The following is a 25,029-nucleotide window of genomic DNA, read 5'->3' as shown; positions in this document are numbered from 1 at the left end:
ACATGGTAACGCTACCCTTGAACCGTGAGAGCCGGTTGGAAGATTACTTTTCATCTTACAGGATGCATATTATCGGCAGTCAGCAACATTTTGAATCGCCCTTTGGCGTCAGGCGGATCATTTATGCGGATTGGACTGCAAGCGGCAGGTGTTATGGACCTATTGAAGACTATATACGGCGGGAAATACTTCCTTTTGTGGGTAATACGCACACAGGAACCACCGTCACAGGCAGCTCGATGTCCAAGGCTTATGAAGAAGCCAAGCGCATTATAAAGAAACACGTTAATGCCGGTAGTGATGATGTGCTGATATTTTGCGGCAGCGGAATGACCGCTGCTGTACACAAATTGCAACGGATAATGGGCATGAGAGTGCCCGAGCGCATTGCGGCGTATACAGGAAAAGAGTGGCCGCCGTGTGATGAAGCCTTGAAGCCAGTGGTTTTTGTGACGGCAATGGAACATCATAGCAACCAGACCAGCTGGCTGGAAACCATTGCAGACGTGGCCGTGATCCGGATGGGAGAAGATGGGAATGTGGATATGGCACACTTCGGATCCTTACTGGAGCAGCACAAACACCGCGTATATAAGATTGCTGCCGTAACAGCATGTTCCAATGTAACGGGTATTCGAACGGACTATCACGGCATTGCTAAACTCATTCATGCATACGGTGGATGGTGCTTTGTGGATTTTGCCTGTGCTGCACCCTACTGTGAGATGGATATGCATCCGGGTGAAAATGACGCCTATCTGGACGCCATCTATTTCTCCCCGCATAAGTTGCTGGGTGGTCCCGGTACACCCGGGATATTGATCTTTAACAAACATCTTTACAACAATAAGATCCCTGATCAACCAGGAGGCGGTGCCCTGAAGTATACGAACCCATGGGGCCTGCGGGAATACGTAGCCAATATTGAACAACGGGAAGACAGTGGCACACCGCCATTTCTCCAGGGAATAAAAGCTGCCATGTGTATCCGGCTGAAAGAGGAAATGGGTATAAGCAATATGCTTAAGCGGGAGGAAGAACTGTTGGCGACGATATTCAACAGACTGCCTGACATGAAGTATGTACAGGTGCTTCAGGCCAATGTAACAAAGCGCTTAGGTGTGGTCTCGTTTATCGTAACAGGCGTGCATTACAATTTAATTACCAGGCTGCTTAACGACAGGTTCGGCATTCAGACCAGGGGAGGATGCTCCTGTGCGGGAACTTACGGGCATGTGCTGCTTGATGTAGACAAAGCCAGATCGTATGCCATACTTGATGCAATCCGTAGCGGGGATCTTTCCTGTAAACCCGGTTGGGTAAGATTATCAATACATCCTACCATGACCAATGCGGAAATTAATTTTATCCTGGATGCTATCGAGATAACTGTAGCCAATATTCATGAATGGGAAAAGGATTATTATTACGATCACAATTCCAATGAGTATTTCTTCAAAGGGGAAGCTGACGGCGTGGGGCGGAAGATATCCGAATGGTTTGATGTGGGCCGGTGGCAGGAGCTAACCTGAAACTGAAGAACAGCTTCCTGTTCCGTTAGCCACTTCCATGTATCCCTATACTGACTGCAATTTCCTGTGCTGTGTTCTCAGCCTGAACAACTGATAACAGATACCCACCACAAAAACGAGGGCCAGTACACCCATAACAGGCTGAAGCGCGGGATCTTCCTGTCCTGAAGCAAACGGATGTCCCAGTGGTACGCGTACAAGCGTTTCTGTAAATGCAGGTACCAGTGAAAAAAATAATGTGAGCGACATCAAAACCACCTGAATGTACTGCCATTTCTGTCCGAACAATTTTATAGAAGATGCATAGTAGGCCAGCGGTAGCATGAGCAGGATCAGGATGGCCAGAAAATGCCCGGGCGATAAATGACCGCTCTTCATAATGGGGAAAGATGTCAGACAGGCTAATGCCGTCAGTACAATGTAGATTTTGCCGGTTCTTTTCTGAGGGGCGATCACACCATAACTAAACAGGGATATAAATGCGGGGATAAGGGCCAGCACACCGATCACCGTGTGGATGAAGCCCAATGTTGTGAGGTGAATCATAGCAGTAAGTATTAAAGTGCAGATAGGCATGGCAAGAGGAATGCCATTTGATAAATGACTGGCAGACAATGCACTGTGCCTTGCTGAGGCATGTGGTTTCGTGATATGCCACAAATGGCATGTGGATTAACGAAATATCGTTTTTTGTGTTAGTATCTTTACGGCATATTTAAACAGGATCTTATGGCCAAACAGGCATTATTAGCACCATCAGGCTTTGACTTTTTGAATAAACTAAGAAAGAACAATAACAGGGAATGGTTTAACGCACACAAGGATACATTCCTGCAGGAGCTGGCCATTGTAGAGCATTTTGCAGAGGCGTTGTTACAGGCGCTCAACGCACATGATGAAATTGAGACACCTTCCGGTAAAAAGAGCCTGTACCGTATTTACAGGGATACCCGTTTTTCTGCAGATAAAACGCCTTACAAGACCCATTGGAGCGGTAGCTTCAAGCGTGCGACAAAGTACCGCAGGGGAGGATATTATTTTCATATCGAGCCTGGTAACAGCTTTGTGGCGGGAGGATTCTTTGGTCCCAGCACGGAAGACCTTAAACGGATCAGGGAGGATATCGCATTTGACCCCGCCCCGCTGCGGAAAATCCTGAAGGCGAAGTCCTTTGTGTCAACATTTGGTGAGCTGAAAGGAGAGCAGCTGAAAACGGCTCCGAAAGGTTTTGATGCAGATCATGAAGCGATCGATCTGTTGCGTTACAAGCAATTCCTTTTGGTACGGCATTTTCCGGATGAAGTGGTACTGAGTGGTGAGTTCCTGAAAGAAGCGAATCAGACCTTTAAGAACATGCGCCCGTTTTTCGATTATATGAGCGATGTGCTGACGACAGATATTAATGGCGAGGCATTGTAATGGGCCCTTGTTAAAAGACAGGTCTATGGGACCGTAAATCCCATAGACCTGGAACTTTAGCTTTGTTGCTGATAGTTCAGTACATTATTGCTTGCTTTCCGGTTTTTAAGGATGTTGACGTATCTCAGGGCCAGTTTATTGTTGTAATTCTCATAAGCCTTCTGTGCCCATTCTATTGCCTTGTCCAGCTGACCATTTATTTCGCAGATGATGGCCATGTTGTAGCATGCCCTGCCCGCGATCTTGGCGCTGGAGGAGTTTGTTTCTTTCTTCCATAATTCAGCAGCACCATCCCAGTTACCTGTTTGCGCTTTACGTTTCGCGGTGCTGAAATTGTCGGTTCCCTTTACATAATAATCCCTTGTTACCCTGATCCAGTAAGGGATCAGTCTGAAGGCATAATCCTGCCCGGTTTTTCTGCTGACGTCGAGCACGGATTCTTTCCTGTTGATGATAGCGCCGGCTGCAGCTACGGGGTTGATGCCTTTTCCCGTGAAGGTGATGTCTTTGGCAATGGCGTATTCGTCCAGTATTGATTTTTCCACCGGGTCGTAGATCCTCCAACCAGTTTTCACGGTAGTGAGCATATTGGCGTGATGTTCAATACCAGGAATATTGCCCAGCGGTGTTTTCATTGATACAGGAACGGCGGCATAGCTTACTTTTGAGTCTGTGTCAAACAGTTCCAGGGAGAACAACGCATCCACGTGTTTTTCCCGGCAGATCTTCTCCACTACGTCCCATGTCAGCGGCGCCGGAAATTGCCCCGGTACGTTTGTCCGCAGGTCAATGCTATTGAAAGCGGTGACATTGGTGAACCTGTTATTTTTGATCAGTTCATCAGCCAGTCCGACCACGCCTGCCTGGGCGGCCTGCCGGTCAAGGCTATCGCCTTCCACTGTGAGTACTTTGTCAATGATGTCCAGCGCTTTGTTTTTGTCAGCAATGGTACTCCTGTTAACGATCCCTACATTTTTAATATCAGGCGATATGGTAACAGGCGCCGGTTGCTGGACGCTGATGTAGACAAGATTTGTAGAGCTACAGGAATAAAGTGCAACCGAAGTCGCAACGATAGAGAACAGCTTTTTCATAGGTAGTGATTTCTCCCGAACGTTAATTAATTGATATTGAAATATTTAATTGCCCCGTTTACGATGTTTGATATGGCATTTGCAACAAGATAGTAATAAATATTAGAATATGTATAGGTGGGATGCTCCTGACACTCACCAAAAGAGTTCTGTTGCGCACACAGAACTCTTTTGACGAAAAAAGCTGTAAATAGGGCAGTGGCCTACAGGTAACGTATGTATTCTACTGCAGCGTGCCTGCAATTTAAATTAGCCGCAAATTCCCATGCATAGTAGACAGCAATAAAACTTTGGAGATCCTGTCACGTTTTTACATGCTGCCCTGTCTATATCTATATAAAAACTTAAAACCATGATAGCAGTAAAAGTGACTTACAGAGTAAAACCGTCTTTTGTAGCGCAGAATAAACAGAACATCCAGGCCTTCATGCAGGACTTCGAAAAAATGGGCGCCGACTTCCAATACACTATCTATAATAGTGAAACTACCTTCACCCACCTTTCCCACTACAAAAACGAAGAGATCCAGGCAGCAGTGCTCAATACACCCTCTTTTAAAGCCTTCCAGCAACAGCGGGATGACAGTGGTCTTGTAAGCCCTCCCCAGATCGAAGTATTGACGCCGGTAGCCAGTACCTGGGAGTAGTTATAGTGATTCGGGGTTATATGTTACGAGGTAGCCCAAACCTTTTGTAACTTTAACCTCATCTAAACCTCCTCCGTTACCATGACCAGGCAGAAAACAACAGACAGGCCCCCCGTTTTTAATAACCTGATCGAGAACTACGAGTATCTGGGTTTACCCGTAGACCTGATCGACCCTAAGAACGACTTTACGATCCATAAGCTGATGGATATACATGGGGACCTGCCTTTTAAATCCAGCGTATACCGGGCTAATTTTTATTCTTTCCTGTTTATTAAGGACGGGGAGGGGAGATATACTACAGATGATCTGGAGTTCAATACAAAGCCCTATACTATCTATTTCACCAATCCCGGGCATTATAAATCCTTTGAGTGGCATTGTTTGAAGGAAGTCTACCTGGTAACCATGAGCGAGTCTTTCCTGAAGGAGAACGTTCATGCCAATATATTCGAAGAGTTTCCTTTCCTGCTGGCAGAAACTGTCCCTGCGAGGGTACTGGAGCCGGAAGTGTTCGCAGAGTTTGAACCATTATACCTGCAGATCTATAAAGAGTACTTCTCCAACTCTCCTTACAAGAATAAAATGATCGGCAACCTGTTTGTGGTCTTGCTATTGAAGATAAAGGAATACTTCTGGGAAGACTACAACCCGATCTACGAAGGTAACAGGAGCTCACAGATCGTGAAGAACTTCAAAAGAAGCCTGGAAAAACATTACCGCGAATTAAGCACCGGGAAGGCTAAACGGGTTTTCCGTGCACAGGATTATGCCAACGAGCAAAACCTGCATCCCAACTATCTGAATAATGTCATTAAGGCGAAAACGGGCAAGTCCGTTAGTACCTGGATCATAGATAAGACCATTACCGAAGCTAAATCATTATTACAGAATTCCGCTACTCCTATTAAGCAGATCGCCGACCAGCTTGGGTTTGCTGAAACCGCTCATTTCAGTAATTATTTTAAGAAATATACAGATACCACCCCGGTCCTATACAGAAAACACCTCGGAACAGGGGTGTCTTAGATATTTGCAACTAATAGTGTAAATCTTGCAATTTTAGGGCGTGTTTATGTTCCACCTTTGTTATGTCAATAACGACAAACAAAAACAAAGAAACATGAACACACTAACAAGCAAAGTAATCTTAGTAACAGGCGCATCAAGAGGCATTGGCGCTGCCATTGCCCGTAAACTTTCAGCAGAAGGAGCAAAGATAATCGTTAACTATGCCGGTGGTAAGGATGCTGCCGACCAGGTTGTTGCTGAAATAAAGGAAAAAGGTGGCGACGCCATCGCTATACAGGCAGATGTCAGCAGGAGTGCAGATGTTAAGAACCTGTTTGATGCCGCTATTGCACATTATGGCAGGATCGACGTACTGGTGAACAATGCAGGCATCATGCTCCTGAAAACTATTAAGGATACTACGGACGAAGAGTTCGATCGCCAGTTCGATATCAACGTAAAAGGTACCTTTAATACCCTCCGCGAAGCAGCGACCAGACTGGCAGACAAGGGATCCGTCATTAACTTCTCCACTACTGTGAACCGCGTAATGATTCCTACCTACGGGACCTATGTAGCTACTAAATCAGCCGTAGAACAATTAACCCGTGTATTCTCAAAGGAAATGGGCGCCAGAGGGGTCAATGTGAATTCTGTTTCTCCCGGCCCGACCAACACTGATTTATTTATGAATGGAAAATCGCAGGAAGTGGTAGACCGCCTCGCCGCTATGGCCGCTTTTAACCGTATCGGTACGCCTGAAGAAATTGCAGAAGTGGTGGCATTCCTGGCCAGTGACGCCGCTAAATGGATCACCGGGCAGAATATAGGCGTAAACGGTGGTATGGCTTAATTACAATAAATAAATGTTAAACAATAACAATTCAAATAAGTGTCAGTCATGAATAACTTAAAAGGTAAAGTAGCAATAGTTACAGGATCAGCAAGGGGATTAGGTAAAGCCATCGCAGAACGTTATGCAGCGCTGGGCGCAGATATAGTGGTTAACTATTCCAGGGATAAAGCATCCGCAGATGAAGTAGTTAGTAATATCAAAGCGATGGGCGCGAAGGTGATCGCTGTACAGGCGGATGTGAGTAAGGTGAAAGAGATCGAGCGACTGTTCACCGAAGCAAAAGCAGCTTTTGGAAAGATCGATATCGTAGTAGCAAATGCAGGTATAGAGCTGGTAGAAACACCGGTAACTGAATTTACAGAAGAACAATTTGACCGCGTGTTCTCCATCAATACCAAAGGTACCTACTTCACTATGCAGCAGGCAGCAAAACACGTGGAAGACAATGGACGTATCATCTACATCGCATCCAGCACTACTTCCTTCCCTGTGCCCGGTATGGCTGTATATGGTGGTAGTAAAACAACTCCACGCTACCTGGTGGATATCCTGTCAAAAGAGATCGGTCACAGAGGGGTTACTGTAAACTCTATCATTCCTTTCGCGGTAGACCATTCCGGTATCTTCGTTGATCCTGAGGCATATCCCGAATTAAGAAAACAATTGCTGGACAGCTGTCCGATGGGGCGCCTGGCAGAAGTGGAAGATGTGGCCAATATTGCAGAATTCTTTGCAAGCGATCTGTCTTCTTTCGTATCTGGCCAGCACCTGCTGGTAAACGGCGGAGCCACCAACTAAGACTCCGCCCGCCATTCACTCTAAAATAGCAAGCATGTTCATTAAAATACTAAATGCAGCACTGGTCCTGGCGATCGTGTTCATGGGGCTGAAGCAGGGATGGGCAATGGTCTCCGGTAAGCCGGAAATGGCAGCCATGCTGGGCCGCTTTCACTTCAACAGGCCAGCTGTGTTGACCAATGGGATCGTGACATTGTTAAGTGCTGTGCTGATCTTATTTCCCAGGACCTTTGTAGCTGGTAATTTCCTCATGGCAAGCGCCATTTTACTGATACTCTGCCTGCAGCTATCGCTGAAAGATCTCAAAGGCGCCGCTATAGAGCTGCCTTTCCTCCTGATGAACCTGGCCGCTATTTATTTACAACACCCACTCGCAAAAAACAACTAATGAAGATCTTCATCTATACAATGGCATTAGTAATATGCACATTGACCGTTAAAGCACAAAACAAATCCAATACAATGAACACTGATAAACTCACAAATACCATCGTGAAAAAGGCGATCGACGCCTTGCAGGCTGCCGATAGTAAAACCTGGTTCGCACTTTTCACAGCGGATGCTGCACTCTATGACGATGGCAATAAAATGGACTTCAAAAGCTTCTTCGAAAAAGCATTTGGCCATGAACGCTTCACCAGCATCGATAAGATAGAAAACAAGGGACTGGACCTCTATGGACGGTTTCACAGCGACTACTGGGGCGATTTCAAGGCCTATTTTAAGTTCCATATCGATGCAGCCGGCAAGATCAGCAGGCTGGATATCGGGCAGGCCAGTTATTAAGGCTATAGGTTCTGCGGTTTGAACCTGGCCGGATAGGAAACGTTCTTTCCTGAGATCATAAAAGTTGCGTCCCCCCTGTAGTGCACAGTACGGGGGTATTTAGGAGAGGTGGCTACATGGGCTTTGACCACTTCCAGGATGAAGAAGTTATACTTAGGTAAGAGGTGTTCGTCAATCACCTTACACTCAAAATTGGCATAGCATTCCTTTATAAGGGGTGCTTTCACCTTTTCCGCCTTCTCCGGCGTCAGCTTAAATTCCTGGAACTTGTCCACTTCTGCGCCGGTACAGTTGCCGATCCCTATGATGTCTTCAATCATATCATCTGTAGGGATGTTGATCACACACTCCCTGCTTTTCCGGATCATCTCAAAGCTGTGGTTCGCTCCGGTAATAAAACACCCGATCATGGACGGTGAAAACTCCATTACCGTATGCCAGCCCATGGTCATAATATTACGCTCATCTTTCCATTGGGAGCTGACCAGAACAGTAGGCCCTGGTTCCAGGTATCTCCTGATGTCCGCAACCGGGAAATCTCTTTTTTTATATGTCTTTCTCATGCCATAAAGTTATCATGAAGCAGTGACTGCCTGTTAATCCCGATCAAACCATTATTTGTCTTATTCACACCCTGGGGGAGTACAATTTCCAGACCAGTATCACGATAAGGGATGACAGTTGTCAGCTTCCTGAAAGCAGCGGGGACGTAGCTTTGTATTATAAATAATTCACATTCAAAACGAGACTTTTATATCCTATGCCCTATACCTTCCTGCTGATCGTATCCATCGTTGAGAAGGTTTCCATGGCGGAAAAATGATGAAGGATAACAAAAAAAGCAGGCTCCCCGGGTATATTCATCCCGGGGATTTCTTTTTTTTGTGTAAATTAATGGGCCAACTGAAATGTTACCCGGCAACTCAAGAGGGTCCGATTTTGATAAGTTAGAAAATGATATGAGAAAAGTACTATTTATCCTATTGATTCCATTCACCGCATTTGCGCAACAGGTTGTTATTACAGGAAAAGTGCCGGATGCACCGGATAGTACTGATGTATTTGTCTACAAGCCGATCGGAACATATTTCAATTCATTATATAAGCAAAGCGCCGGAAAAGTAAGCAATCACGAGTTTACATTAAGAGTACCCATGGAGGCTCCCGGCTATATCACCATAGAGAACAAATATGTAAAATCAGTCCTCTACGTGGAACCCGGCGATTCTGTGGATATAGGTATCAGTCGTGAGGGCAGCATTGGCAAAAAGATCTATTCCGGCAGTAATGCGGCCGGACATGATCTGTTCAATAACGATACGCCCCTCTCCACCGAGCGACTGAGCAGTGCTATGGACTATGTAATGGACACTGCCCGCTCTGTCAATGGCGCCCTATGGGGGATGCGCTCTACCCTGTTCGATCTGAAAGCTCCCTTGCTGGTCCACCTCAGAAAAGGCCAGATCTCCGTGGGCTTTTATGAAAGTATGGTAAGTACCCTGGAAAGCCGCCTGGTATATTACCTGCTTAACAGCGCCGGAAAACGCCTGGAAAATCCTGGTGACCGGAAAAATAAAGCCCTGAACGAAAAAGAATTGAAACAGGTGGTCCAGGACGCCACCGATCTCTACGACCCCTTTGATGCGAAATATGTTTCCAGCCCCGGAGTGGACCTGCTGATCGCTAAAAAGTGCTACCTCATTAAAAAAGGATATATCAGGGGCGGCGCCACCATGGTCGATTTCTGGCAGCATTTTGACGAACAGTATAAGCTTTATGCCTACGCACCCATCAACTTACATGAAATGATGGCAGGCAATGAGTTCCTGGCCAATATCCCTGACCACAATAAGGGAAATGGCGCCCAGATAGAACTTTTTTATTACTTCAAAACCAACTTCCCTAAGAGTGCCTACATCCCTGTAGTCCAGGAATTACTAAGCAGGAAATAAGCATATCCTGTTTAGATACCTTGTGCATTGCCGGTATTTTTATACCGGTAGGGCCTGATATTCAATTTATTTTCATTGAAATTTACCAGATTGTTGAATTAAGGAGTATGATTTTCTGAATAAATAATTAGATTTGTCTCTGATAATAATTTAGACAGACCTAAATAATATTAATTAATGCCCCGTATTTCTACTTTTGCATGTATAAAAATATCTTTACTGATAGCTCTTGTTTGCCCGGCCTTCAGCCTGGCAGTGAGGGCACAATCAGCTACCGGTACTATCAGCGGATATGTGCTGTCAGACGGTCAGCCGGTATACCTGGCCAACGTATACCTGGCGGAAAATAAAGCCGGCGTAGCCACCGATTCTACCGGTTATTTCAAATTGAACAATGTAAAAGCCGGCACCTATACATTGCGTTCCTCCGCTACAGGCTTTACGTCCTTTTCCAGGAAGGTGACGGTAAGCCCCGGCGGAAAAACATCCCTGCAGATCAGGTTGCAGCAAGACGTTACCAAACTGAACGATGTGGTAGTGACCGGTACCCTGAAGCCCGTCAGCAGGACGGAAAGCCCGGTACCAGTAGAAGTATACACACCTAAATATTTTCAGAAAAACCCTTCTCCCTCCCTGCTGGAATCCATCGGGATGGTAAATGGCGTAAGGCCCCAGCTTAACTGTAACGTTTGTAATACAGGAGATATTCACATCAATGGAATGGAAGGAGCATATACCCTGATCCTGATAGACGGTATGCCCATCGTAAGCGCCTTATCTACTGTATATGGCCTGAGTGGCATTCCTATGAGCATGGTGGAACGCATAGAAGTGGTAAAAGGGCCTGGTTCTTCCTTATACGGTTCCGAGGCCATGGGAGGTATCGTGAACGTGATCACCAGGAACCCATTGAGCGCGCCGCTCATCAGTGCCGATGTGTTTAGTTCCAGTTGGGGAGAATATAACATAGACGCTGCCATGAAGGTAACTGCGGGTAAAGCCTCGGGATTGTTCGGCGTCAGCTGGTTTAATTATCAGCACCCAAAAGACAACAACGGCGACGGTTTTACTGACCTGACCATCCAAAACCGCATCTCTGTCTTTAATAAATGGGCCTTCCGGCGGAAGGAGAACCGGCAGGCAAGTATTGCCGCCAGGTATGTATATGAGGACCGCTGGGGTGGCGATATGAGATGGAGCAAAGCCTGGCGCGGCAGCGACGCTATCTATGGCGAAAGTATCTATACCAAAAGAGTGGAATTGATCGGTTTATACCAGCTGCCCCTAAAAGAGAAGATCATGCTGCAATACTCCTACAACCGGCATGAACAGAACTCCTACTATGGTAAGATGCCTTATATGGCTACGCAGCATGTAGGGTTTACACAGCTCTATTGGGATAAACAGCTGAGTGAAAAGCATAACCTGCTGACCGGTATTTCCTACCGTTATACCTGGTATGACGACAATACCCCCGGTACGCTTTCGGAAGATGGCAAGATCAATATGCCTGCTAAAACGCCTTTGCCCGGCGCCTTCATACAGGATGAGTGGGCATTTGCAAGGAAACATAAACTCCTGTTGGGCTATCGTTACGACCATGACAAAAACCACGGTAGCATCCATTCGCCGCGTATCGCCTACAAGTGGACGCCCAATGACAATAACACCCTCAGGGCCAGCCTGGGTACTGGTTTCCGTGTAGTGAACCTGTTTACGGAAGATCATGCTGCACTGACCGGTTCCCGCCAGGTGGTCATCGCCGAAGCCCTGAAACCGGAAAAGTCATACAACGCGAACCTGAACTATGTGCTGAAGGTCCCGATGAACAATGCCTTCATTAACCTCGATGCTACCGGGTTCTATTCCTATTTCACAAATAAGATCAACGGTGATTTTGATACGGATCCTAACAAGATCATTTACGATAATCTGCGGGGACATGCCATTTCACAGGGCGTTTCCCTGAATGTGGATGCCGTTTTTGCTTTCCCGCTGAAAGTGCTTGCCGGTGTTACTTACATGGATGTATACCAGATAGATGAAAATACAGCGGGCATTCCGCTGAAAAGCAGGCAAATAGATGCGCCTAAATGGGCGGGTACTTTCACGATCAGCTATAGCCTGCCGGCCGGCTTTGGCATAGATCTTACCGGCAACTGGAACGGCCCGATGCGCCTGCCGGTACAGCCGAAAGATTACAGGCCCGAATACTCTCCCTGGTTCCTGCTGGCCAACGCCCAGATCACAAAGAAGTTTGCCAAAGGATGGGAGGTATATGGAGGTGTAAAGAATCTGCTGAACTATGTACCGAAATATGCTTTAATGAGACCTTTTGATCCTTTCGATAAGCATGTGAATGACCCCGTGAACAATCCCAATGGATATACATTCGACACCGAATACAACTATGCGCCCTTACAAGGTGCGAGAGGGTTTTTAGGAGTGAGATATAACCTGTTCAAATGATATGATCCGGAAGTTTTTCATCTGCATAATATATGGCATATTGCTAACAATGCCGGTCCTTGCACAACAGGGACCGGTTACCTTTGCTCACCTGCGGGATAGTATGGCTGCACGCCCTAAACCCATAGTCATTAAGATCTATACCGATTGGTGCAGTTATTGCAAAATGCAGGACGTGCAGGTCAGACGCTCTCCTGCATTACAGCAACTGCTGACTGAAGAATATTACTATCTGACCCTGAATGCAGAAAGCCATCAACCCATTGTTTTTAACGATACCACTTATTCCTTTATTCCCTACGGTACACAGGGCATACATGCGCTGGCAGCGAAATTCATGCAGCAGCATGTAGCATACCCTGCCTGGATTGTGCTGGATACGTCCTATCGTGTGAAAGCTTTTCATAGTGGTATGTTAAAGGACAGATCCCTGCTTAGCCTCTTGCGCACTATTGAATAAGTCCCCGCCCGGGCAATTGCCATTTTATCGATTCTCTTGTACATATTATCGAATAGAAAGAATTATTAAAAACATTATCGGATTATTGTAGCTGCCTACAACCTGCAGGGACAAAAACTTTTAATTTATGTATAGGCTAGCGCTGGTGTTCCATCTCATGCTTATGGGCATACTACCGTGTATGGGCCAGCCTGAAAGCGCTGTCCCCGTATTGCTGCACCAATTAACGAAAGCCACTTCCGACACTCAAAAGATCAATATACTGTTACAACTCGGCAATGCTTACATAGACAGGGAAGGTGAAAGCACCGCCGATCTGGACAGCGGACTATTATACATAGGGCAAGCAGCCCGGATCAATGAACACGTGAAAGATACCCGCTGGGAGGCCAGGTGTCTTTACGCCTTCTCCAAGGCCTACCGGGAAAAGAAAATGCCCAATGAAGGGAAGACTGCCATTTTGAAAGCCAGCGCGATCTTAGAAGGCGCCAATCTGCCGGATGATCTTGGAGATGTATTGATGGAGCAGGGCAATTACTATTCAGTTGATGACGAACCTCAGCTGAAAGAGAAGATCCGCTTGTATGAGGAGGCGAACCTGCAATATCATAAGGCAGGCGATAAGAAAAATGAAGCCAATGCCCTGAGAATGACGGGCGATTGCTATCACTGCTGGGGAAAGTTCCCGGAGGCCCTGCAAACATTAAATAAAGCGCTCGCGCTTTATAAGGAGACGGGTAGAAAAGACCTCCAGGGTTTGTATGACCTGCTGGGGATTATTGCTACTGGTACGGGCGACTATAGCCTGGGCATGACTTATGGCCTGATGGCTGTTAGAACAGCGGAAGAACAGCATGACAGCAGTTTGCAGCTATGTACCATTTACAACAGGCTGGGTATTACCTATTATCAGCTGGGCGATTACAAACAGGCGGAAGAAAGTCTTAATAAAGCGCTGAAAATTGCTGACCGCTACAAAGACACCGCATCCATACTGGTCGTGAGCACAAATATCGTTGCTAACTACCTCAAAACTGACCGGCCGGAGGCCGCGCTCACACTATTGAATAACATAGTTAAAATATACCGGCAGCCCATCTTCAAAGACCGTCTCTGGATCTTAGCCAACATGGTGAAATGTTATACGGCTATGCGCCAGTATGACAAAGCCAAAACATTTATTCCAGGACTGCAAAGCCACTCGCGCGAGATGTCGGCATACAATTATTATCAAACGCTGATCTATGACGCCTTGATCAATTACTATCTGGCCACCCGGCAGTATATGGATGCGTCTTTCTATTGCTCACTACAAAACGATGTATGTAAAAAGATAGGATTGGTCAATGTGCTGTCGCATAACTACTTATGTTGGTTTCAGGCAGATTCCGCATTGAAAAATTATCCCGCTGCTATCAAACATTACCAGGAATATAAGATAATGAACGACTCATTATTTCAGATAGCGAAAGCCGGACAGATCGCCAGGTTGCAGGTCAGGTTTGACATAGATAAAAAGGATAAAGATATCCGCCTGCAGCAACAGAGTATCGAACTGCTGACCCGCCAGGGACAATTGCAGCGGTCAGCACTGAAAGAGGCCAGGCTTACGCGCAATGTGATCATCTCCGGGGCCATCATGTTGTTGCTGCTGCTCGTACTGGGAGGGAGCCGTTACCTGATGAAACAGCAGAACAACAGGCAGCTCCGGCAAAAACAGGATGAGATCTATCAACAGAATCTTTCCCTGCAACAGCTCATCACTACGCAGGACAAATTGCTGGAGGAAAAAGAATGGCTGTTAAAAGAGATTCACCACCGGGTGAAGAATAACCTGCAGATCGTTATGAGCCTGTTGAATACCCAGGCCGCCTACCTGCATGATGCAGATGCCCTGGAGGCTATCAGGGAAAGCAAGCACCGTATGCAGGCTATTTCCCTCATCCATCAGAAATTATATCAGTCGGAAAACATGGCGCTGATAGATATGCAAACCTATACCCGCGAGTTGATCAGTTATCTGAAAGATAATTTTGAAGGCATCCAGCGTATCTATTTCGATCTGCAGATAGCCCCGGTGCAGCTGGACGTAGCCCAGGCAGTGCCGGTTGGTCTCATACTTAACGAAGCACTTACCAATGCCATTAAATATGCTTTCCCCGAAAACCGGCAGGGAACTGTTGTTGTATCCTTATTATGCACGCTCGACAGCCAGTTTATACTTAGTATTGCCGACAATGGGCAAGGGTTCCCACCAGCATTTGATGTATCTGTGCAAGGCTCTATGGGCACCCGTCTTATGGAAACGCTTGCAGAACAATTGGAGGGGACTATCAGCATCCGCCAGGAACAGGGAGTGTCAGTGATTGTGTCATTTAAACAACAAATAGGATAAGCGACATGCATGAGACATTGCCTGGACGTAAAAAATGTTGTACTTTTCCTGTTCCTCGGAAAGTCGAACCAATCTTTAAATTATAATGCCAGCTAGCCGTCCCAACTATAAGACAAGAACAATAGCACAAACAGGAGAGAAACCACAGGTCGTAGTAGAGACGTATTAAAATAATTAACTTATGAAAAGGCTACTGTTGCTTTCCTTTTGTATGATTGGTTGCTTGTGTCGGTGTGTGGCACAGGATGAGCTGAATCCGTCAGAGGTAATGTTGCAAAAGCTGTTGAATGAAGCGCCGGATAGCGGCGGTAATATTACGCTGGTGACGATGAATACCCGGTATGCACCTTTTATGGGAGGGGAAAACGGGAGTACTGATAGCATAACCCTGTACTCAGATCTGATCAGGTATTACCTGGACAAAAAGCAGTATGAAACTGTCCGGCAGTATGCAGCTGTGCTGGCGGCAGCAGCCGAAAGGAGCGGCCGGATGGAAGTACTTGCCAGGAGTTATGCCTGCTGGTTTAAGGCTGATTCCGCATTGGGCCGTTACCAGGATGCTATACGTCATTACCAGCTGTATAAGGCATCACATGATTCATTATTTAATATAATGAAACGTCAGCAACTGAATCAGCTGGAGATCCGGTTTAAAACGGAACAGAAAGACCAGGCGCTGAAACTGAAGCAGCAGAACATTGAACTGCTGACGCGTGAAGCACAGCTACAGGAAGCAAAACTGCAAAGGGCCTGGTTTATCAGGAATGTGATCTTTGGCGGAGCCGGCATGCTGGTCCTGCTGCTTCTGCTGGGATACAACCGGTACCAGCTGAAACTAAGGAGTAACAGGCAGATGAAAGAGCAACAGGACGAGATCTATCAACAGAACCTCTCCCTGCAGGAACTGATCGGTATCCAGGATAAACTGATCGAAGAAAAAGAATGGCTGCTGAAAGAGATACACCACCGGGTAAAAAACAACCTCCAGATTGTCATGAGCCTGTTGAATACACAGACGGCCTTCCTGGACGACAAAGACGCCCTGAACGCTATCAGGGAAAGCAGGTACCGGATGCAGGCTATTTCACTGATCCATCAGAAGCTGTACCAATCGGGAAATATGGCCCTGATAGACATGCATACCTACATCCACGACCTGGTAATATACCTGAAAGAGGGATTTACCGGCATTAGCAGGATCAATTTCGACCTGCAGATCGCGCCTGTAAAACTGGACGTATCGCAGTCTGTGCCTGTGGGGCTGATCCTGAATGAAGCGATCAGCAATGCGATTAAATATGCTTTTACCGCTAATGGTACCATCCTGGTTTCCCTGCAGCAAACGGGCGATCAGCAACTGACGCTCATTGTGGCAGATAACGGAAAAGGTCTTCCTGCCGATGGCGGAACGCCTCATAAGAAGTCAATGGGAATGACACTGATAAAAACATTAACTGAACAATTGGAAGGAACTTTGAACATACAGAGCCATAATGGTGTAATAATTACTGTCAACTTTAAATACCAGGAAAAACAAGCTTTTACCGGACCGGTAGAATTTGAGGAGGGAATCACGGACTATGCCTGAAAAAAATGGGGACCATATTAGCGCTTGCTATAGGTTGGTACGGTGGCTCTGTTTTGTGATATTATGTTCGCGCCCTACTGTTGTAGCAGCACAATTAAACCTGACCGGGTCACTGTCACCCCGGCAGAAAGTGCAGTATCCTGTCCCGGAAGGCGCCGGAGATGCCTGGATGGAGCTGGCAAGAGCATACGATACCTATTCTGAGAATGAACTGAAGCAAAAAATAGCCTGTTATGAACTGGCCGTTCCACTGTATAAAATGGCAGTCAACAAGCTTAAACAGGCGATGGCATTGCAAATGCTGGGCGATTGCTACAATCACCAGGGAGTATTGGCGCCTGCATTGTCTGCATTGGAACAGGCCCTGGCTATTTACAAGGACATCCGCTATCCCGCATTGCAGGGCATTTATGACCTGCTGGGCAATGTACACAGCCAGATGGGGAATTATAAAATAGCCCTGGATAATGGTTTTATGGCGGTAAAAACGGCGGAGGCGATGCAGGACACTTCGCTAATGCTTTGCACCATTTACAACCGGCTGGGACTTACATTCTATCATCTGGGAGATCACGCACAGGCGCTGACATATTTCAAAAAATCACTGGGCATAGCAGAACGCTGGAATGATACAGCTTCCATTCTGACGCTGATCCCGAATGTAGCCAGCGCACTGCAAGGCCTCGGAAGGCCGGAAGATGCGGTTCATATACTGGGGGATATGGAGAAGCACTACCACATCACTTCCGATGAAGACAAGGCGACTTTGTCTGCAGGACTGGTCAACAGCTATATCAGTCTGGGGCGCTTTGAAGAAGCGCATATCCGGGTGAAAAAATTAACATGTTTATCCAGGGCCTTCGGGACTTTCCATTATATGCAGGACGGAATATATGTGGCGCTGATCAATTATTTCCTGGCCGTCAGAGATTATGAGAATGTAAAATGGTATGGGACGAATTATGAGATCTATTGTAAAAACGGCGGCTATGCATATGAGCTGTTAAATGACTACAAAAGTCTTTTCCGGGCTGATTCTGCCCTGGGAAATTATGCTGATGCAATTGTTTATTATCAGCAGTATAAATTGTTGCAGGATTCACTCTACGGCGAGGAGAAAACAAGGGAGATCGCACAGCTGCAGATGCAATATGATATGGAGAAAAAAGATCATGATCTGCTGCTGAAAGAACAGCGCATTCAATTGCTGACCCGCCGGGGGCAATTGCAAAAGAGCGATCTGCAACGGGCCCGCCTGGAAGGAAATGTGATCATAGGAGGGACATTGATGCTGGTAATATTGCTGGTGCTGGGCTACAACCGTTATCAGCTTAAACAGCGGATCAACCGGCAGTTGCAGTTACAGCAACGGGAGATCAGTGAGCAGCACCACTCACTGCATGTCCTGCTCTGCACACAACGTAAGCTGGTAGCGGAAAAAGAATGGCTGGTAAAGGAGATCCATCACCGGGTGAAAGACAATCTGCAGATCATTATGCGATTGCTGAATGCGCAGGCGGCCCATTTGGACGATGAAAATGCGCTGGCGGCCATCAGGGAGAGCCGGCATCGTATGCAGGCAATTTCTCTTATTCATCAAAAGTTATATTCGTCGGAAAGTATGGCCCTCGTCGGGATGGATATATATATCCGGGAACTTGTTGCATATTTTGAAGATAGTTTTGCCGGATTACGGCAGATTTCTTTTGATTTGCAGATAGCAGATGTATACCTGGAAGTTTGTCAGGCTGTACCCATCGGTCTGATCCTGAATGAGGCGATCACAAATTCATTCAAATATGCGTTCCCGGCGGGAGAGGAAGGTACCATTACAGTTAACCTGCAGTATATCTCTGAAGAAGATATCCTGCTTTCAGTGAAAGACAATGGGAAAGGATTGCCGGTGGACTTTGAGAAAAGGAGGCATGCCTCTATGGGGATCCTGCTTATGGAAACATTAAGTGAGCAGCTGGAAGGAAAACTATCCGTTAAGAATAAGGACGGGGTATCCGTCACATTGATATTTAAACCACAACTTGACAGGGAAAAAATTCCCGGCTTACTGAAATTAGTAAACAAAACTGCTTAGTATGGAAGAAAAAATTATGATCGTAGAAGATGAGCTGATTGTTGCGGGCGATATACGGTTAACACTGGAAAGAGCCGGCTATAAGGTCTCAGGCGTGGCCCGCTCTGTACACAGAGCCCTGGAGATCATAGAAACGGAAAGGCCAGACCTCGTACTACTGGACATCTACCTGAAAGGTGACCAGACAGGTATTGACCTTGCAGTTGAACTGAATAAAGTAAACATACCTTTTGTATATCTGTCTGCCAATTGCAATCGCCAGGTGCTGGAAGCCGCAAAAGTGACCCAGCCTTATGGCTTTATTGTGAAACCATTCAGGGAGAAAGACCTGCTGGTAACACTCGATATAGCCCGCTACCGTTTTGAGCACAACCGTGCGCTGAATGTACAGCCCGATACGGAACAGAAGCAGGACGCTCCGCGCCTGCCGGCATTCCAGCCGGATAAAGTGATTGCGGCGCAGCAGGATGCCCTGCCGCCTATTCCCAACTTTGAAGGTATTATCGGGCAAAGTGCGCCAATGTCACGTGTATTTGAACTGATCCGCCAGGTGGCTCCGCTGGATACTTCTGTGCTGATACTCGGTGAAACGGGTACCGGTAAGGAAGGGGTGGCCAACTGTATCCATAAATTGTCTCCCCGAAAGGCAAAACCATTCGTTAAGGTGAATTGTGCAGCCCTGCCCACCCATTTGATAGAATCAGAGCTTTTCGGTCATGAGAAAGGCGCTTTTACAGGCGCATTGGAGAAGAGGATCGGTAAGTTCGAAAGAGCAGACGGCGGAACTATTTTCCTGGATGAAATAGGTGATATGCCGGCGGATCTGCAGGTAAAACTATTGCGTGTATTGCAGGAAAAAGAAATAGAAAGAATAGGCGGTAATGGTACGCTGAAAGTTAATGTGCGCATCATTGCAGCTACTAATCGTAACCTGGAGAAGGAAATTGCCGAAGGGCGCTTCCGCCTGGACCTGTATTACAGGCTGCATGTATTCCCCATCATGTTGTCAGCGCTGCGTGAACGCCGGGAAGACATTCCGCTGCTGATCAATCATTTCATCCGCTTATATGCTGCCGCTACGGGAAAGGTGGTAGAAGGCGTAGCGCCGGCCGCACTGAAACAACTGACGGACTACGGCTGGCCGGGCAATGTACGTGAATTGCAGAACCTTATAGAAAGAAGTGTGCTGCTGGCGCGTGAAAGCATGATCAGGGAAGTATCACTGCCGGTATCTGCCAGGAAGGAAACAGTAGTGGTGGCTGCCGACACAGATATTAAGACAATTGTGGAATTAGAAAGAGAACATATACTTACCGTGCTGAAAAAGTGTAATCACAAAATATCAGGCCCGGGAGGCGCCGCAGAGTTACTCAATCTGCCGCCTTCCACACTGGCCTCAAAAATGAAGAAACTCGGTATTGTAAAGAGACATACTTTATAATGCTCTCCATAAAAAGTACAACAGAACATGTAATTAGGCAATTGACATTCAGGCGCTTTGAGGGTAGTTTTGTAGAGAATTCAACAGACAGTAAAAGACAGGGATCAACGGACAGAACACTCACAGGTAAAGATGATGAACAAGTGTATTTGGCAGTGTGTGACGGGAGTCAAATGGGTAGCTTATTAGGATAGTGGGCAATCTGTAGACGATAGGCAAATAGTTCATAGGAGATAGCGCCTGGCAATGAACAATAGCCCGATCAGACATAGTTAATCAGCCTGGAATATTAACCGGTGTTTTACTATGGACTATTAGTCTATCGACTATGGAAAGCAGCATGGAATGTGTAGAGCTGCGGCATTATTATCAAAGTATATCCTTCCTTTTATTCATACAGTGGAGCTTGATTGTTAATGGCCGTTTCTCTCCAGGAACGGTCCTTTTTTGCGTCAGGCTGCAGAGACAGTTCGTATATTTGCCTGGAAGAACCCTTAATACCTGTATATGGACGATAAATCTATTATTGCCGACAAACTGGATGAACTGGAAGAATTAATGCTGCCAAGAAGAAGAACGTTGTTGACCTGGTGGCTGAAGATATTCAGTTATTTCTTTTTATTCGCTGGTGCAATGGCCATTGGAATATATCTGATAATGTTCCTGCTGGGGAACGACTTTAGCGTGTCTTTATATGGATTGGAAAGTTCAGACAGGCACTCCTTTATCACCCTGTTGGTCATGGTACTGTTCTTCATAAAAGCAGTTGCGGCTTACGGTTTGTTGTTTGAAAAGGACTGGGCCATTGAAGTCGGGCTGGTGGATGCCGTGTTGGGAATACTTGCCTGCCTGTTTGTAGGTTTTTATGATATGTTCGGCACCGGCAGATTCATTGCTTCTTTCAGACTGGAGCTTGTTTTCCTGATTATTTACCTGATCAAGCTATTGAAGATACAGGCAATATGGAAGAAAAGTCCGGCCGGCCTCAATTAATAATCTATTAATATCATTCAAAATAACAGATATGGAACACCATTATGATACTGTTTCCAATGCCATTAACTCGCTGAAGCGGCAGGGATATACTGTTGATTTTAACCTGGAAGGGAATTACCTGGTAAATGAGGGAAATAAAATAGGCGTAAATGATTTCAGCATTGTAGACGTGTATCGCTATGAGGGTAATACAGATCCGTCTGACGAGGCAGCAGTGTATGCCATTGAATCTACCAACGGCATAAAAGGTATACTGGTAACAGGTTATGGTGCTTCCTCTGATGCGTTTAGTTCGGAAATGCTGGAAAAACTGAAGATCCGGTAATCCTTCATATTACAAGCGCCATTGCTGCCGCAGCATATTTACCAGCAGGTCCGGGAAACTCCAGCCTATCTTCCTTGCCGCCAATGCTGACAGACTGTCCTGGTCCTGCCTGTGTGGACGTGCTGCGCCGGTCATATTGGGTTTCATATTCAGATCGAAGATGAAATAATTCCCCTGCTCATCCTGCCGGCAATCTATTCTCACAGGCGCCTTGGCGCCCACCAGGGCAGCCGCAGATTCGCACTGTTTACAGATGGTAATGATCTTGTGTGATTGCAGCTGTGCATCGTCCAGCACCCTGCTGTTATGTACAACGGCAACAGTGCCGTTGTAGGGGGCTACACCGTTATGGTGATTAAAACGTTCAACGGCCGGGAGACTCCAGTAATTGATCTTTTCCTGGCAAACGCCTTTGATCTCATATTGGCCCGGCGGCATCACTGTAACAGTTATTTCTTTTCCCTGCAGGTATTTTTCTACATATACCGCGCTACCGTACTTTTCTCCGCTCAGCATATCTTCCAGTATGGCATCCAGTTCCTCTTGTGTATTGGCAACATGCACACCTTCACTGCCTCTGCCACGTATAGGCTTAGCTACTACAGGAAAAGGAAAATTCAGCTGATAGTCATGCAGGTTTTCCTGGCTGATCAGAACGGCAGGAGGGATGGGAAGATTATTCTTTTGCAGCAGTTTATTGGTTGTCCATTTATCGTCGTAGAGGTCCGTATTACGGGGCAGTTGCCCCACGGCGGCAATACCTTTTTTCAGAAATGCTTCCACAGGATGGCCGTTGTACAGTATTGTATTCAGCCACAGTACCTGGGCGCCTTTAGCCACGGCATGCAGTATGCCGGCTTCCGTATCGGGGAATACCCAATCGAGGTCAATGGAAAGTTGCGGATGGATCACAGGCGTACTTACAGGTACTTTTTTTTCGCGTAGCGCATAGGCAATATCAGCGCCACTGTCTGAGTAGCCGCCGGGTTTCATGGGCTTGAGAATGCCGTTCCTGGCAGGTGGTTGCTGCGCCTGATAGAGCAGGGCAACTGGGGTTCCGGTTATTGACATGGTCATCTTTTTCTAACGTGTTTATAACGTGAATGTATAAAATTTTACATTCACCTGGCAGCAGTGGGAGCAGCCGTATCAGGGTTGTGCAAGTCTACGGGCCAGTCTCTCATACCTGGCCGGCTGCACAAATATCAGGCTGTTATGATCACTGTACCTCACCAGTCGCTCTTTTATATCAGTGCTCATCAGTACTTTATTCAGTAACAGGTAAATAGCGGTATTGTCTGGTGTGCAGCCTTTGGTGTTGGAAAAGGTAACTGTATGCAGTGTGTTGTCCAGTTTGGCGTAGATCGTATACTTGGTCTCAAAGGTGGAGATCTGTTTGAAACCATAACAGACCTCCAGTTTGATATTATTGTCGGCCAGGATACCCTGCATGGCGGTCGTGATCAGATCACTGTAGTTGACAGGTTCGGCGATGCATTCGTCAGATAGAGGCGCAAAGACCTTGTTGTATTCCAGCACAGCAATTTCCGGTGAAGCCGCAGTACTTTTCAGATATTCACCGGGAACAACAAGCTCCTTTTTGAATGTTTCCATATCATTGGCAATGCGGATGTATTCCTGTATAGTATATTTTGACTTTAAAACCGGTGCCGCTTCATGATCGCTGCCGGTCGTACTCCTGCTGCTGGTCAGTATCTGCTGGGGCCAGGCCCGCGCTATATTACTCTTTAATATATGGAACTCAGCCTCGGTGATGGGATGACGGGTATACCTGTAGTTACCAATATCTACATTGATCTTCAGATCGAAGTTCTTATTGGCAGAATGCCTGTTGCATTGAATGCTCAATAGGGCAAGCAGAAATAAGAAAGTCTTTTTCATAGGATATATGGCTGACTGCAAGATAGCACCTTTTAATGAATGGCCACAGCTTCACTGCCTTCCTGCAGCAAAACGGGGTTAGTGATGCGTGTACGTCCTGCCAGCAGCATTGTCAGCGCCAGTACCGCGGTAGCAGCCATAATAACGGTCATGGGCACTGCGGTGTGCGCGTCAAACAGGCTGCCTATCGTGGAGGCAAGTCCGCCAATGCCCATCTGCAGCGCGCCCATCAGCGCCGCTGCGCTTCCTGCATTCTTTTTAAAGGGCGCTATGCTAAGCGCAGAAGCATTGGGATTGACAAATCCCAGGCAGCTCAGGAAAAGGAACAGGATGACAATGGTAGACCCTAGTCCCAGCCAGCCCATATAGGTACTGATACAGAACGCGATCCCGACCAATGCCTGTCCAAGCATGGCAATACGGATGATCTGCTCACTGCGGAAATAACGTAGGGCCAGGCTATTCAACTGGCTGGAGCCGATAAGCCCGACAGACAGGCCGGCGAAGATCCAGCCAAAATGCTTTTCTGATACATGAAAAATATCCATGAATACCACCGGAGAGGAAGATACATATACAAATAGTCCTGAAAAGGCGAGTGCCCCCGTTAACGCATATGTGTAAAACTGGGGTTCCCGCATCACTGCCCAGAAGCCATTAATGATAGGCCCTGGCTTCAGCGACATGGAGGTATCTGGCTGATGGCTTTCCGGCAGGAAGAAAATGCAGGTGAGCATCAGGAATAATCCCATTAGGCCCAAAGCAACAAATATCATCTGCCAGCCCCAGGCAGCTGTGATATAGCCACCTATGGTTGGCGCCAGCATGGGAGAAGCGCTTACTACCAGCATGAGCAGGGCAAATACCTTTGCGCTGTCTTTTATGGGGAAGAAGTCGCGTACCATTGCGACAGAAGCCACAGCGGCAGCGCAGCTGCCCACGGCCTGGATAAAACGTACCGCTACAAAGAAGTCCAGTGATCTGGCAACGATGCAGCCGGCAGAGGCCAGGATGTACACCGTCAGTCCGGCATAAAGCGGTTTCTTTCTGCCAAAGCGGTCCAGCAGTGGCCCATATAGTAATTGTCCGGCAGAGATGCCGATGAAGTAGCTGGCCAGTGAAAGTCCGATCCTGGCCGTAGTTGTGTGCAGATCTCCTGCAATGGCCTGGTAACCGGAGAGGTACATATCGATTGAAAATGGTCCCAGCGCCGTCATTGTTCCTAGTATTAGTATCAGCGACCAATACTTCCGGGTTGTCATCTTAGCTT

The 25,029-nt window shown here is 46.8% G+C and carries 23 protein-coding genes; 17 read left to right on the top strand and 6 right to left on the bottom strand.

Going from position 1 to position 25,029, the window contains the following annotated elements; translation table 11 throughout:
- Positions 1-2 precede the first annotated feature (2 nt).
- Positions 3-1,532 carry an aminotransferase class V-fold PLP-dependent enzyme gene (locus MYF79_RS00800; RefSeq protein WP_247812092.1) on the top strand — a complete coding sequence of 510 codons (1,530 nt, stop codon included), beginning with the start codon at positions 3-5 and terminating at the stop codon, positions 1,530-1,532.
- Between the two features lie 45 nt (positions 1,533-1,577).
- Here the strand turns inward: MYF79_RS00800 and MYF79_RS00795 are convergent, their stop codons facing one another.
- Entirely contained in the window at positions 1,578-2,078 is a 501-nt protein-coding gene (locus tag MYF79_RS00795) for a hypothetical protein (protein ID WP_247812091.1), read from the bottom strand.
- Between the two features lie 183 nt (positions 2,079-2,261).
- Between MYF79_RS00795 and MYF79_RS00790 the strand changes: the two genes are divergently transcribed.
- Positions 2,262-2,951 (top strand): DUF2461 domain-containing protein, encoded by a 690-nt coding sequence (locus MYF79_RS00790; RefSeq protein WP_247812090.1) that lies wholly within the window; start codon positions 2,262-2,264, stop codon positions 2,949-2,951.
- 56 nt (positions 2,952-3,007) lie between these two features.
- Here the strand turns inward: MYF79_RS00790 and MYF79_RS00785 are convergent, their stop codons facing one another.
- The gene (locus MYF79_RS00785; RefSeq protein WP_247812089.1) at positions 3,008-4,045 is read right to left on the bottom strand and encodes a DUF6340 family protein; all 1,038 of its coding nucleotides are present in this window, start codon (positions 4,043-4,045) and stop codon (positions 3,008-3,010) included.
- Between the two features lie 352 nt (positions 4,046-4,397).
- Here MYF79_RS00785 and MYF79_RS00780 point away from each other — a divergent pair, with 352 nt between their 5' ends.
- From MYF79_RS00780 to MYF79_RS00755, 6 genes are all read left to right on the top strand, one after another.
- Positions 4,398-4,691: a hypothetical protein gene (locus MYF79_RS00780; RefSeq protein WP_247812088.1), complete on the top strand. Its 294-nt coding sequence runs from the start codon at positions 4,398-4,400 to the stop codon at positions 4,689-4,691.
- A gap of 81 nt (positions 4,692-4,772) precedes the next feature.
- Positions 4,773-5,720 carry a helix-turn-helix domain-containing protein gene (locus MYF79_RS00775; protein ID WP_247812087.1) on the top strand — a complete coding sequence of 316 codons (948 nt, stop codon included), beginning with the start codon at positions 4,773-4,775 and terminating at the stop codon, positions 5,718-5,720.
- 94 nt (positions 5,721-5,814) lie between these two features.
- A complete protein-coding gene (locus MYF79_RS00770; RefSeq protein WP_247812086.1) occupies positions 5,815-6,555 on the top strand; it encodes an SDR family oxidoreductase in 741 nt (246 codons plus the stop codon).
- Between the two features lie 48 nt (positions 6,556-6,603).
- Positions 6,604-7,356 carry a glucose 1-dehydrogenase gene (locus tag MYF79_RS00765; protein WP_247812085.1) on the top strand — a complete coding sequence of 251 codons (753 nt, stop codon included), beginning with the start codon at positions 6,604-6,606 and terminating at the stop codon, positions 7,354-7,356.
- A 34-nt stretch (positions 7,357-7,390) separates the two neighbouring features.
- A complete protein-coding gene (locus MYF79_RS00760) occupies positions 7,391-7,744 on the top strand; it encodes a hypothetical protein (RefSeq protein ID WP_247812084.1) in 354 nt (117 codons plus the stop codon).
- Positions 7,744-8,142, top strand: a complete 399-nt coding sequence (locus tag MYF79_RS00755) for a hypothetical protein (protein WP_247812083.1) — start codon at positions 7,744-7,746, stop codon at positions 8,140-8,142. Before MYF79_RS00760 ends, MYF79_RS00755 begins: the two co-directional genes overlap by 1 nt.
- A gap of 2 nt (positions 8,143-8,144) precedes the next feature.
- On the opposite strand, the gene MYF79_RS00750 is transcribed toward MYF79_RS00755, so the two are convergent.
- Positions 8,145-8,705, bottom strand: a complete 561-nt coding sequence (locus MYF79_RS00750) for a flavin reductase family protein (protein ID WP_247812082.1) — start codon at positions 8,703-8,705, stop codon at positions 8,145-8,147.
- A gap of 396 nt (positions 8,706-9,101) precedes the next feature.
- On the opposite strand from MYF79_RS00750, the gene MYF79_RS00745 reads away from it, so the two are divergent.
- The 9 genes from MYF79_RS00745 (at position 9,102) to MYF79_RS00705 (ending at position 21,857) form a co-directional block, all read left to right on the top strand.
- Positions 9,102-10,094 carry a hypothetical protein gene (locus MYF79_RS00745; RefSeq protein ID WP_247812081.1) on the top strand — a complete coding sequence of 331 codons (993 nt, stop codon included), beginning with the start codon at positions 9,102-9,104 and terminating at the stop codon, positions 10,092-10,094.
- 177 nt (positions 10,095-10,271) lie between these two features.
- Positions 10,272-12,563, top strand: a complete 2,292-nt coding sequence (locus MYF79_RS00740) for a TonB-dependent receptor (protein ID WP_247812080.1) — start codon at positions 10,272-10,274, stop codon at positions 12,561-12,563.
- A 49-nt stretch (positions 12,564-12,612) separates the two neighbouring features.
- The gene (locus MYF79_RS00735; RefSeq protein WP_247812079.1) at positions 12,613-13,023 is read left to right on the top strand and encodes a thioredoxin family protein; all 411 of its coding nucleotides are present in this window, start codon (positions 12,613-12,615) and stop codon (positions 13,021-13,023) included.
- Between the two features lie 127 nt (positions 13,024-13,150).
- A complete protein-coding gene (locus tag MYF79_RS00730) occupies positions 13,151-15,418 on the top strand; it encodes a histidine kinase dimerization/phosphoacceptor domain -containing protein (protein ID WP_247812078.1) in 2,268 nt (755 codons plus the stop codon).
- 181 nt (positions 15,419-15,599) lie between these two features.
- Positions 15,600-17,006, top strand: a complete 1,407-nt coding sequence (locus tag MYF79_RS00725) for a sensor histidine kinase (protein WP_247812077.1) — start codon at positions 15,600-15,602, stop codon at positions 17,004-17,006.
- Between the two features lie 130 nt (positions 17,007-17,136).
- A complete protein-coding gene (locus MYF79_RS00720) occupies positions 17,137-19,095 on the top strand; it encodes a histidine kinase dimerization/phosphoacceptor domain -containing protein (RefSeq protein WP_247812076.1) in 1,959 nt (652 codons plus the stop codon).
- Between the two features lies 1 nt (position 19,096).
- Positions 19,097-20,536 carry a sigma-54-dependent transcriptional regulator gene (locus tag MYF79_RS00715; RefSeq protein ID WP_247812075.1) on the top strand — a complete coding sequence of 480 codons (1,440 nt, stop codon included), beginning with the start codon at positions 19,097-19,099 and terminating at the stop codon, positions 20,534-20,536.
- Positions 20,537-21,043: 507 nt separating this feature from the next.
- Positions 21,044-21,529: a hypothetical protein gene (locus MYF79_RS00710; RefSeq protein ID WP_247812074.1), complete on the top strand. Its 486-nt coding sequence runs from the start codon at positions 21,044-21,046 to the stop codon at positions 21,527-21,529.
- A gap of 31 nt (positions 21,530-21,560) precedes the next feature.
- Positions 21,561-21,857: a hypothetical protein gene (locus tag MYF79_RS00705; RefSeq protein WP_199653715.1), complete on the top strand. Its 297-nt coding sequence runs from the start codon at positions 21,561-21,563 to the stop codon at positions 21,855-21,857.
- 9 nt (positions 21,858-21,866) lie between these two features.
- Here MYF79_RS00705 and MYF79_RS00700 read toward each other — a convergent pair whose 3' ends face one another.
- The 3 genes from MYF79_RS00700 to MYF79_RS00690 form a co-directional block, all read right to left on the bottom strand.
- Entirely contained in the window at positions 21,867-22,928 is a 1,062-nt protein-coding gene (locus MYF79_RS00700; protein WP_247812073.1) for an ATP-grasp domain-containing protein, read from the bottom strand.
- 78 nt (positions 22,929-23,006) lie between these two features.
- The gene (locus MYF79_RS00695; protein WP_247812072.1) at positions 23,007-23,759 is read right to left on the bottom strand and encodes a hypothetical protein; all 753 of its coding nucleotides are present in this window, start codon (positions 23,757-23,759) and stop codon (positions 23,007-23,009) included.
- A 32-nt stretch (positions 23,760-23,791) separates the two neighbouring features.
- Positions 23,792-25,021: a multidrug effflux MFS transporter gene (locus MYF79_RS00690; protein WP_247812071.1), complete on the bottom strand. Its 1,230-nt coding sequence runs from the start codon at positions 25,019-25,021 to the stop codon at positions 23,792-23,794.
- Positions 25,022-25,029: the final 8 nt, after the last annotated feature.

Source organism: Chitinophaga filiformis (genome assembly GCF_023100805.1).
GTDB lineage: Bacteria > Bacteroidota > Bacteroidia > Chitinophagales > Chitinophagaceae > Chitinophaga > Chitinophaga filiformis_B.
This window is presented reverse-complemented; position numbering and strand designations above follow the sequence as displayed.

Bases quoted from the DNA above. Each gene is read 5' to 3' on its own strand.
- MYF79_RS00800 (WP_247812092.1), top strand. From the start codon at position 3: ATGGTAACGCTACCCTTGAACCGTGAGAGCCGGTTGGAAGATTACTTT.
- MYF79_RS00795 (WP_247812091.1), bottom strand. From the start codon at position 2,078: ATGATTCACCTCACAACATTGGGCTTCATCCACACGGTGATCGGTGTG.
- MYF79_RS00790 (WP_247812090.1), top strand. From the start codon at position 2,262: ATGGCCAAACAGGCATTATTAGCACCATCAGGCTTTGACTTTTTGAAT.
- MYF79_RS00785 (WP_247812089.1), bottom strand. From the start codon at position 4,045: ATGAAAAAGCTGTTCTCTATCGTTGCGACTTCGGTTGCACTTTATTCC.
- MYF79_RS00780 (WP_247812088.1), top strand. From the start codon at position 4,398: ATGATAGCAGTAAAAGTGACTTACAGAGTAAAACCGTCTTTTGTAGCG.
- MYF79_RS00775 (WP_247812087.1), top strand. From the start codon at position 4,773: ATGACCAGGCAGAAAACAACAGACAGGCCCCCCGTTTTTAATAACCTG.
- MYF79_RS00770 (WP_247812086.1), top strand. From the start codon at position 5,815: ATGAACACACTAACAAGCAAAGTAATCTTAGTAACAGGCGCATCAAGA.
- MYF79_RS00765 (WP_247812085.1), top strand. From the start codon at position 6,604: ATGAATAACTTAAAAGGTAAAGTAGCAATAGTTACAGGATCAGCAAGG.
- MYF79_RS00760 (WP_247812084.1), top strand. From the start codon at position 7,391: ATGTTCATTAAAATACTAAATGCAGCACTGGTCCTGGCGATCGTGTTC.
- MYF79_RS00755 (WP_247812083.1), top strand. From the start codon at position 7,744: ATGAAGATCTTCATCTATACAATGGCATTAGTAATATGCACATTGACC.
- MYF79_RS00750 (WP_247812082.1), bottom strand. From the start codon at position 8,705: ATGAGAAAGACATATAAAAAAAGAGATTTCCCGGTTGCGGACATCAGG.
- MYF79_RS00745 (WP_247812081.1), top strand. From the start codon at position 9,102: ATGAGAAAAGTACTATTTATCCTATTGATTCCATTCACCGCATTTGCG.
- MYF79_RS00740 (WP_247812080.1), top strand. From the start codon at position 10,272: ATGCCCCGTATTTCTACTTTTGCATGTATAAAAATATCTTTACTGATA.
- MYF79_RS00735 (WP_247812079.1), top strand. From the start codon at position 12,613: ATGCCGGTCCTTGCACAACAGGGACCGGTTACCTTTGCTCACCTGCGG.
- MYF79_RS00730 (WP_247812078.1), top strand. From the start codon at position 13,151: ATGTATAGGCTAGCGCTGGTGTTCCATCTCATGCTTATGGGCATACTA.
- MYF79_RS00725 (WP_247812077.1), top strand. From the start codon at position 15,600: ATGAAAAGGCTACTGTTGCTTTCCTTTTGTATGATTGGTTGCTTGTGT.
- MYF79_RS00715 (WP_247812075.1), top strand. From the start codon at position 19,097: ATGGAAGAAAAAATTATGATCGTAGAAGATGAGCTGATTGTTGCGGGC.
- MYF79_RS00710 (WP_247812074.1), top strand. From the start codon at position 21,044: ATGGACGATAAATCTATTATTGCCGACAAACTGGATGAACTGGAAGAA.
- MYF79_RS00705 (WP_199653715.1), top strand. From the start codon at position 21,561: ATGGAACACCATTATGATACTGTTTCCAATGCCATTAACTCGCTGAAG.
- MYF79_RS00700 (WP_247812073.1), bottom strand. From the start codon at position 22,928: ATGTCAATAACCGGAACCCCAGTTGCCCTGCTCTATCAGGCGCAGCAA.
- MYF79_RS00695 (WP_247812072.1), bottom strand. From the start codon at position 23,759: ATGAAAAAGACTTTCTTATTTCTGCTTGCCCTATTGAGCATTCAATGC.
- MYF79_RS00690 (WP_247812071.1), bottom strand. From the start codon at position 25,021: ATGACAACCCGGAAGTATTGGTCGCTGATACTAATACTAGGAACAATG.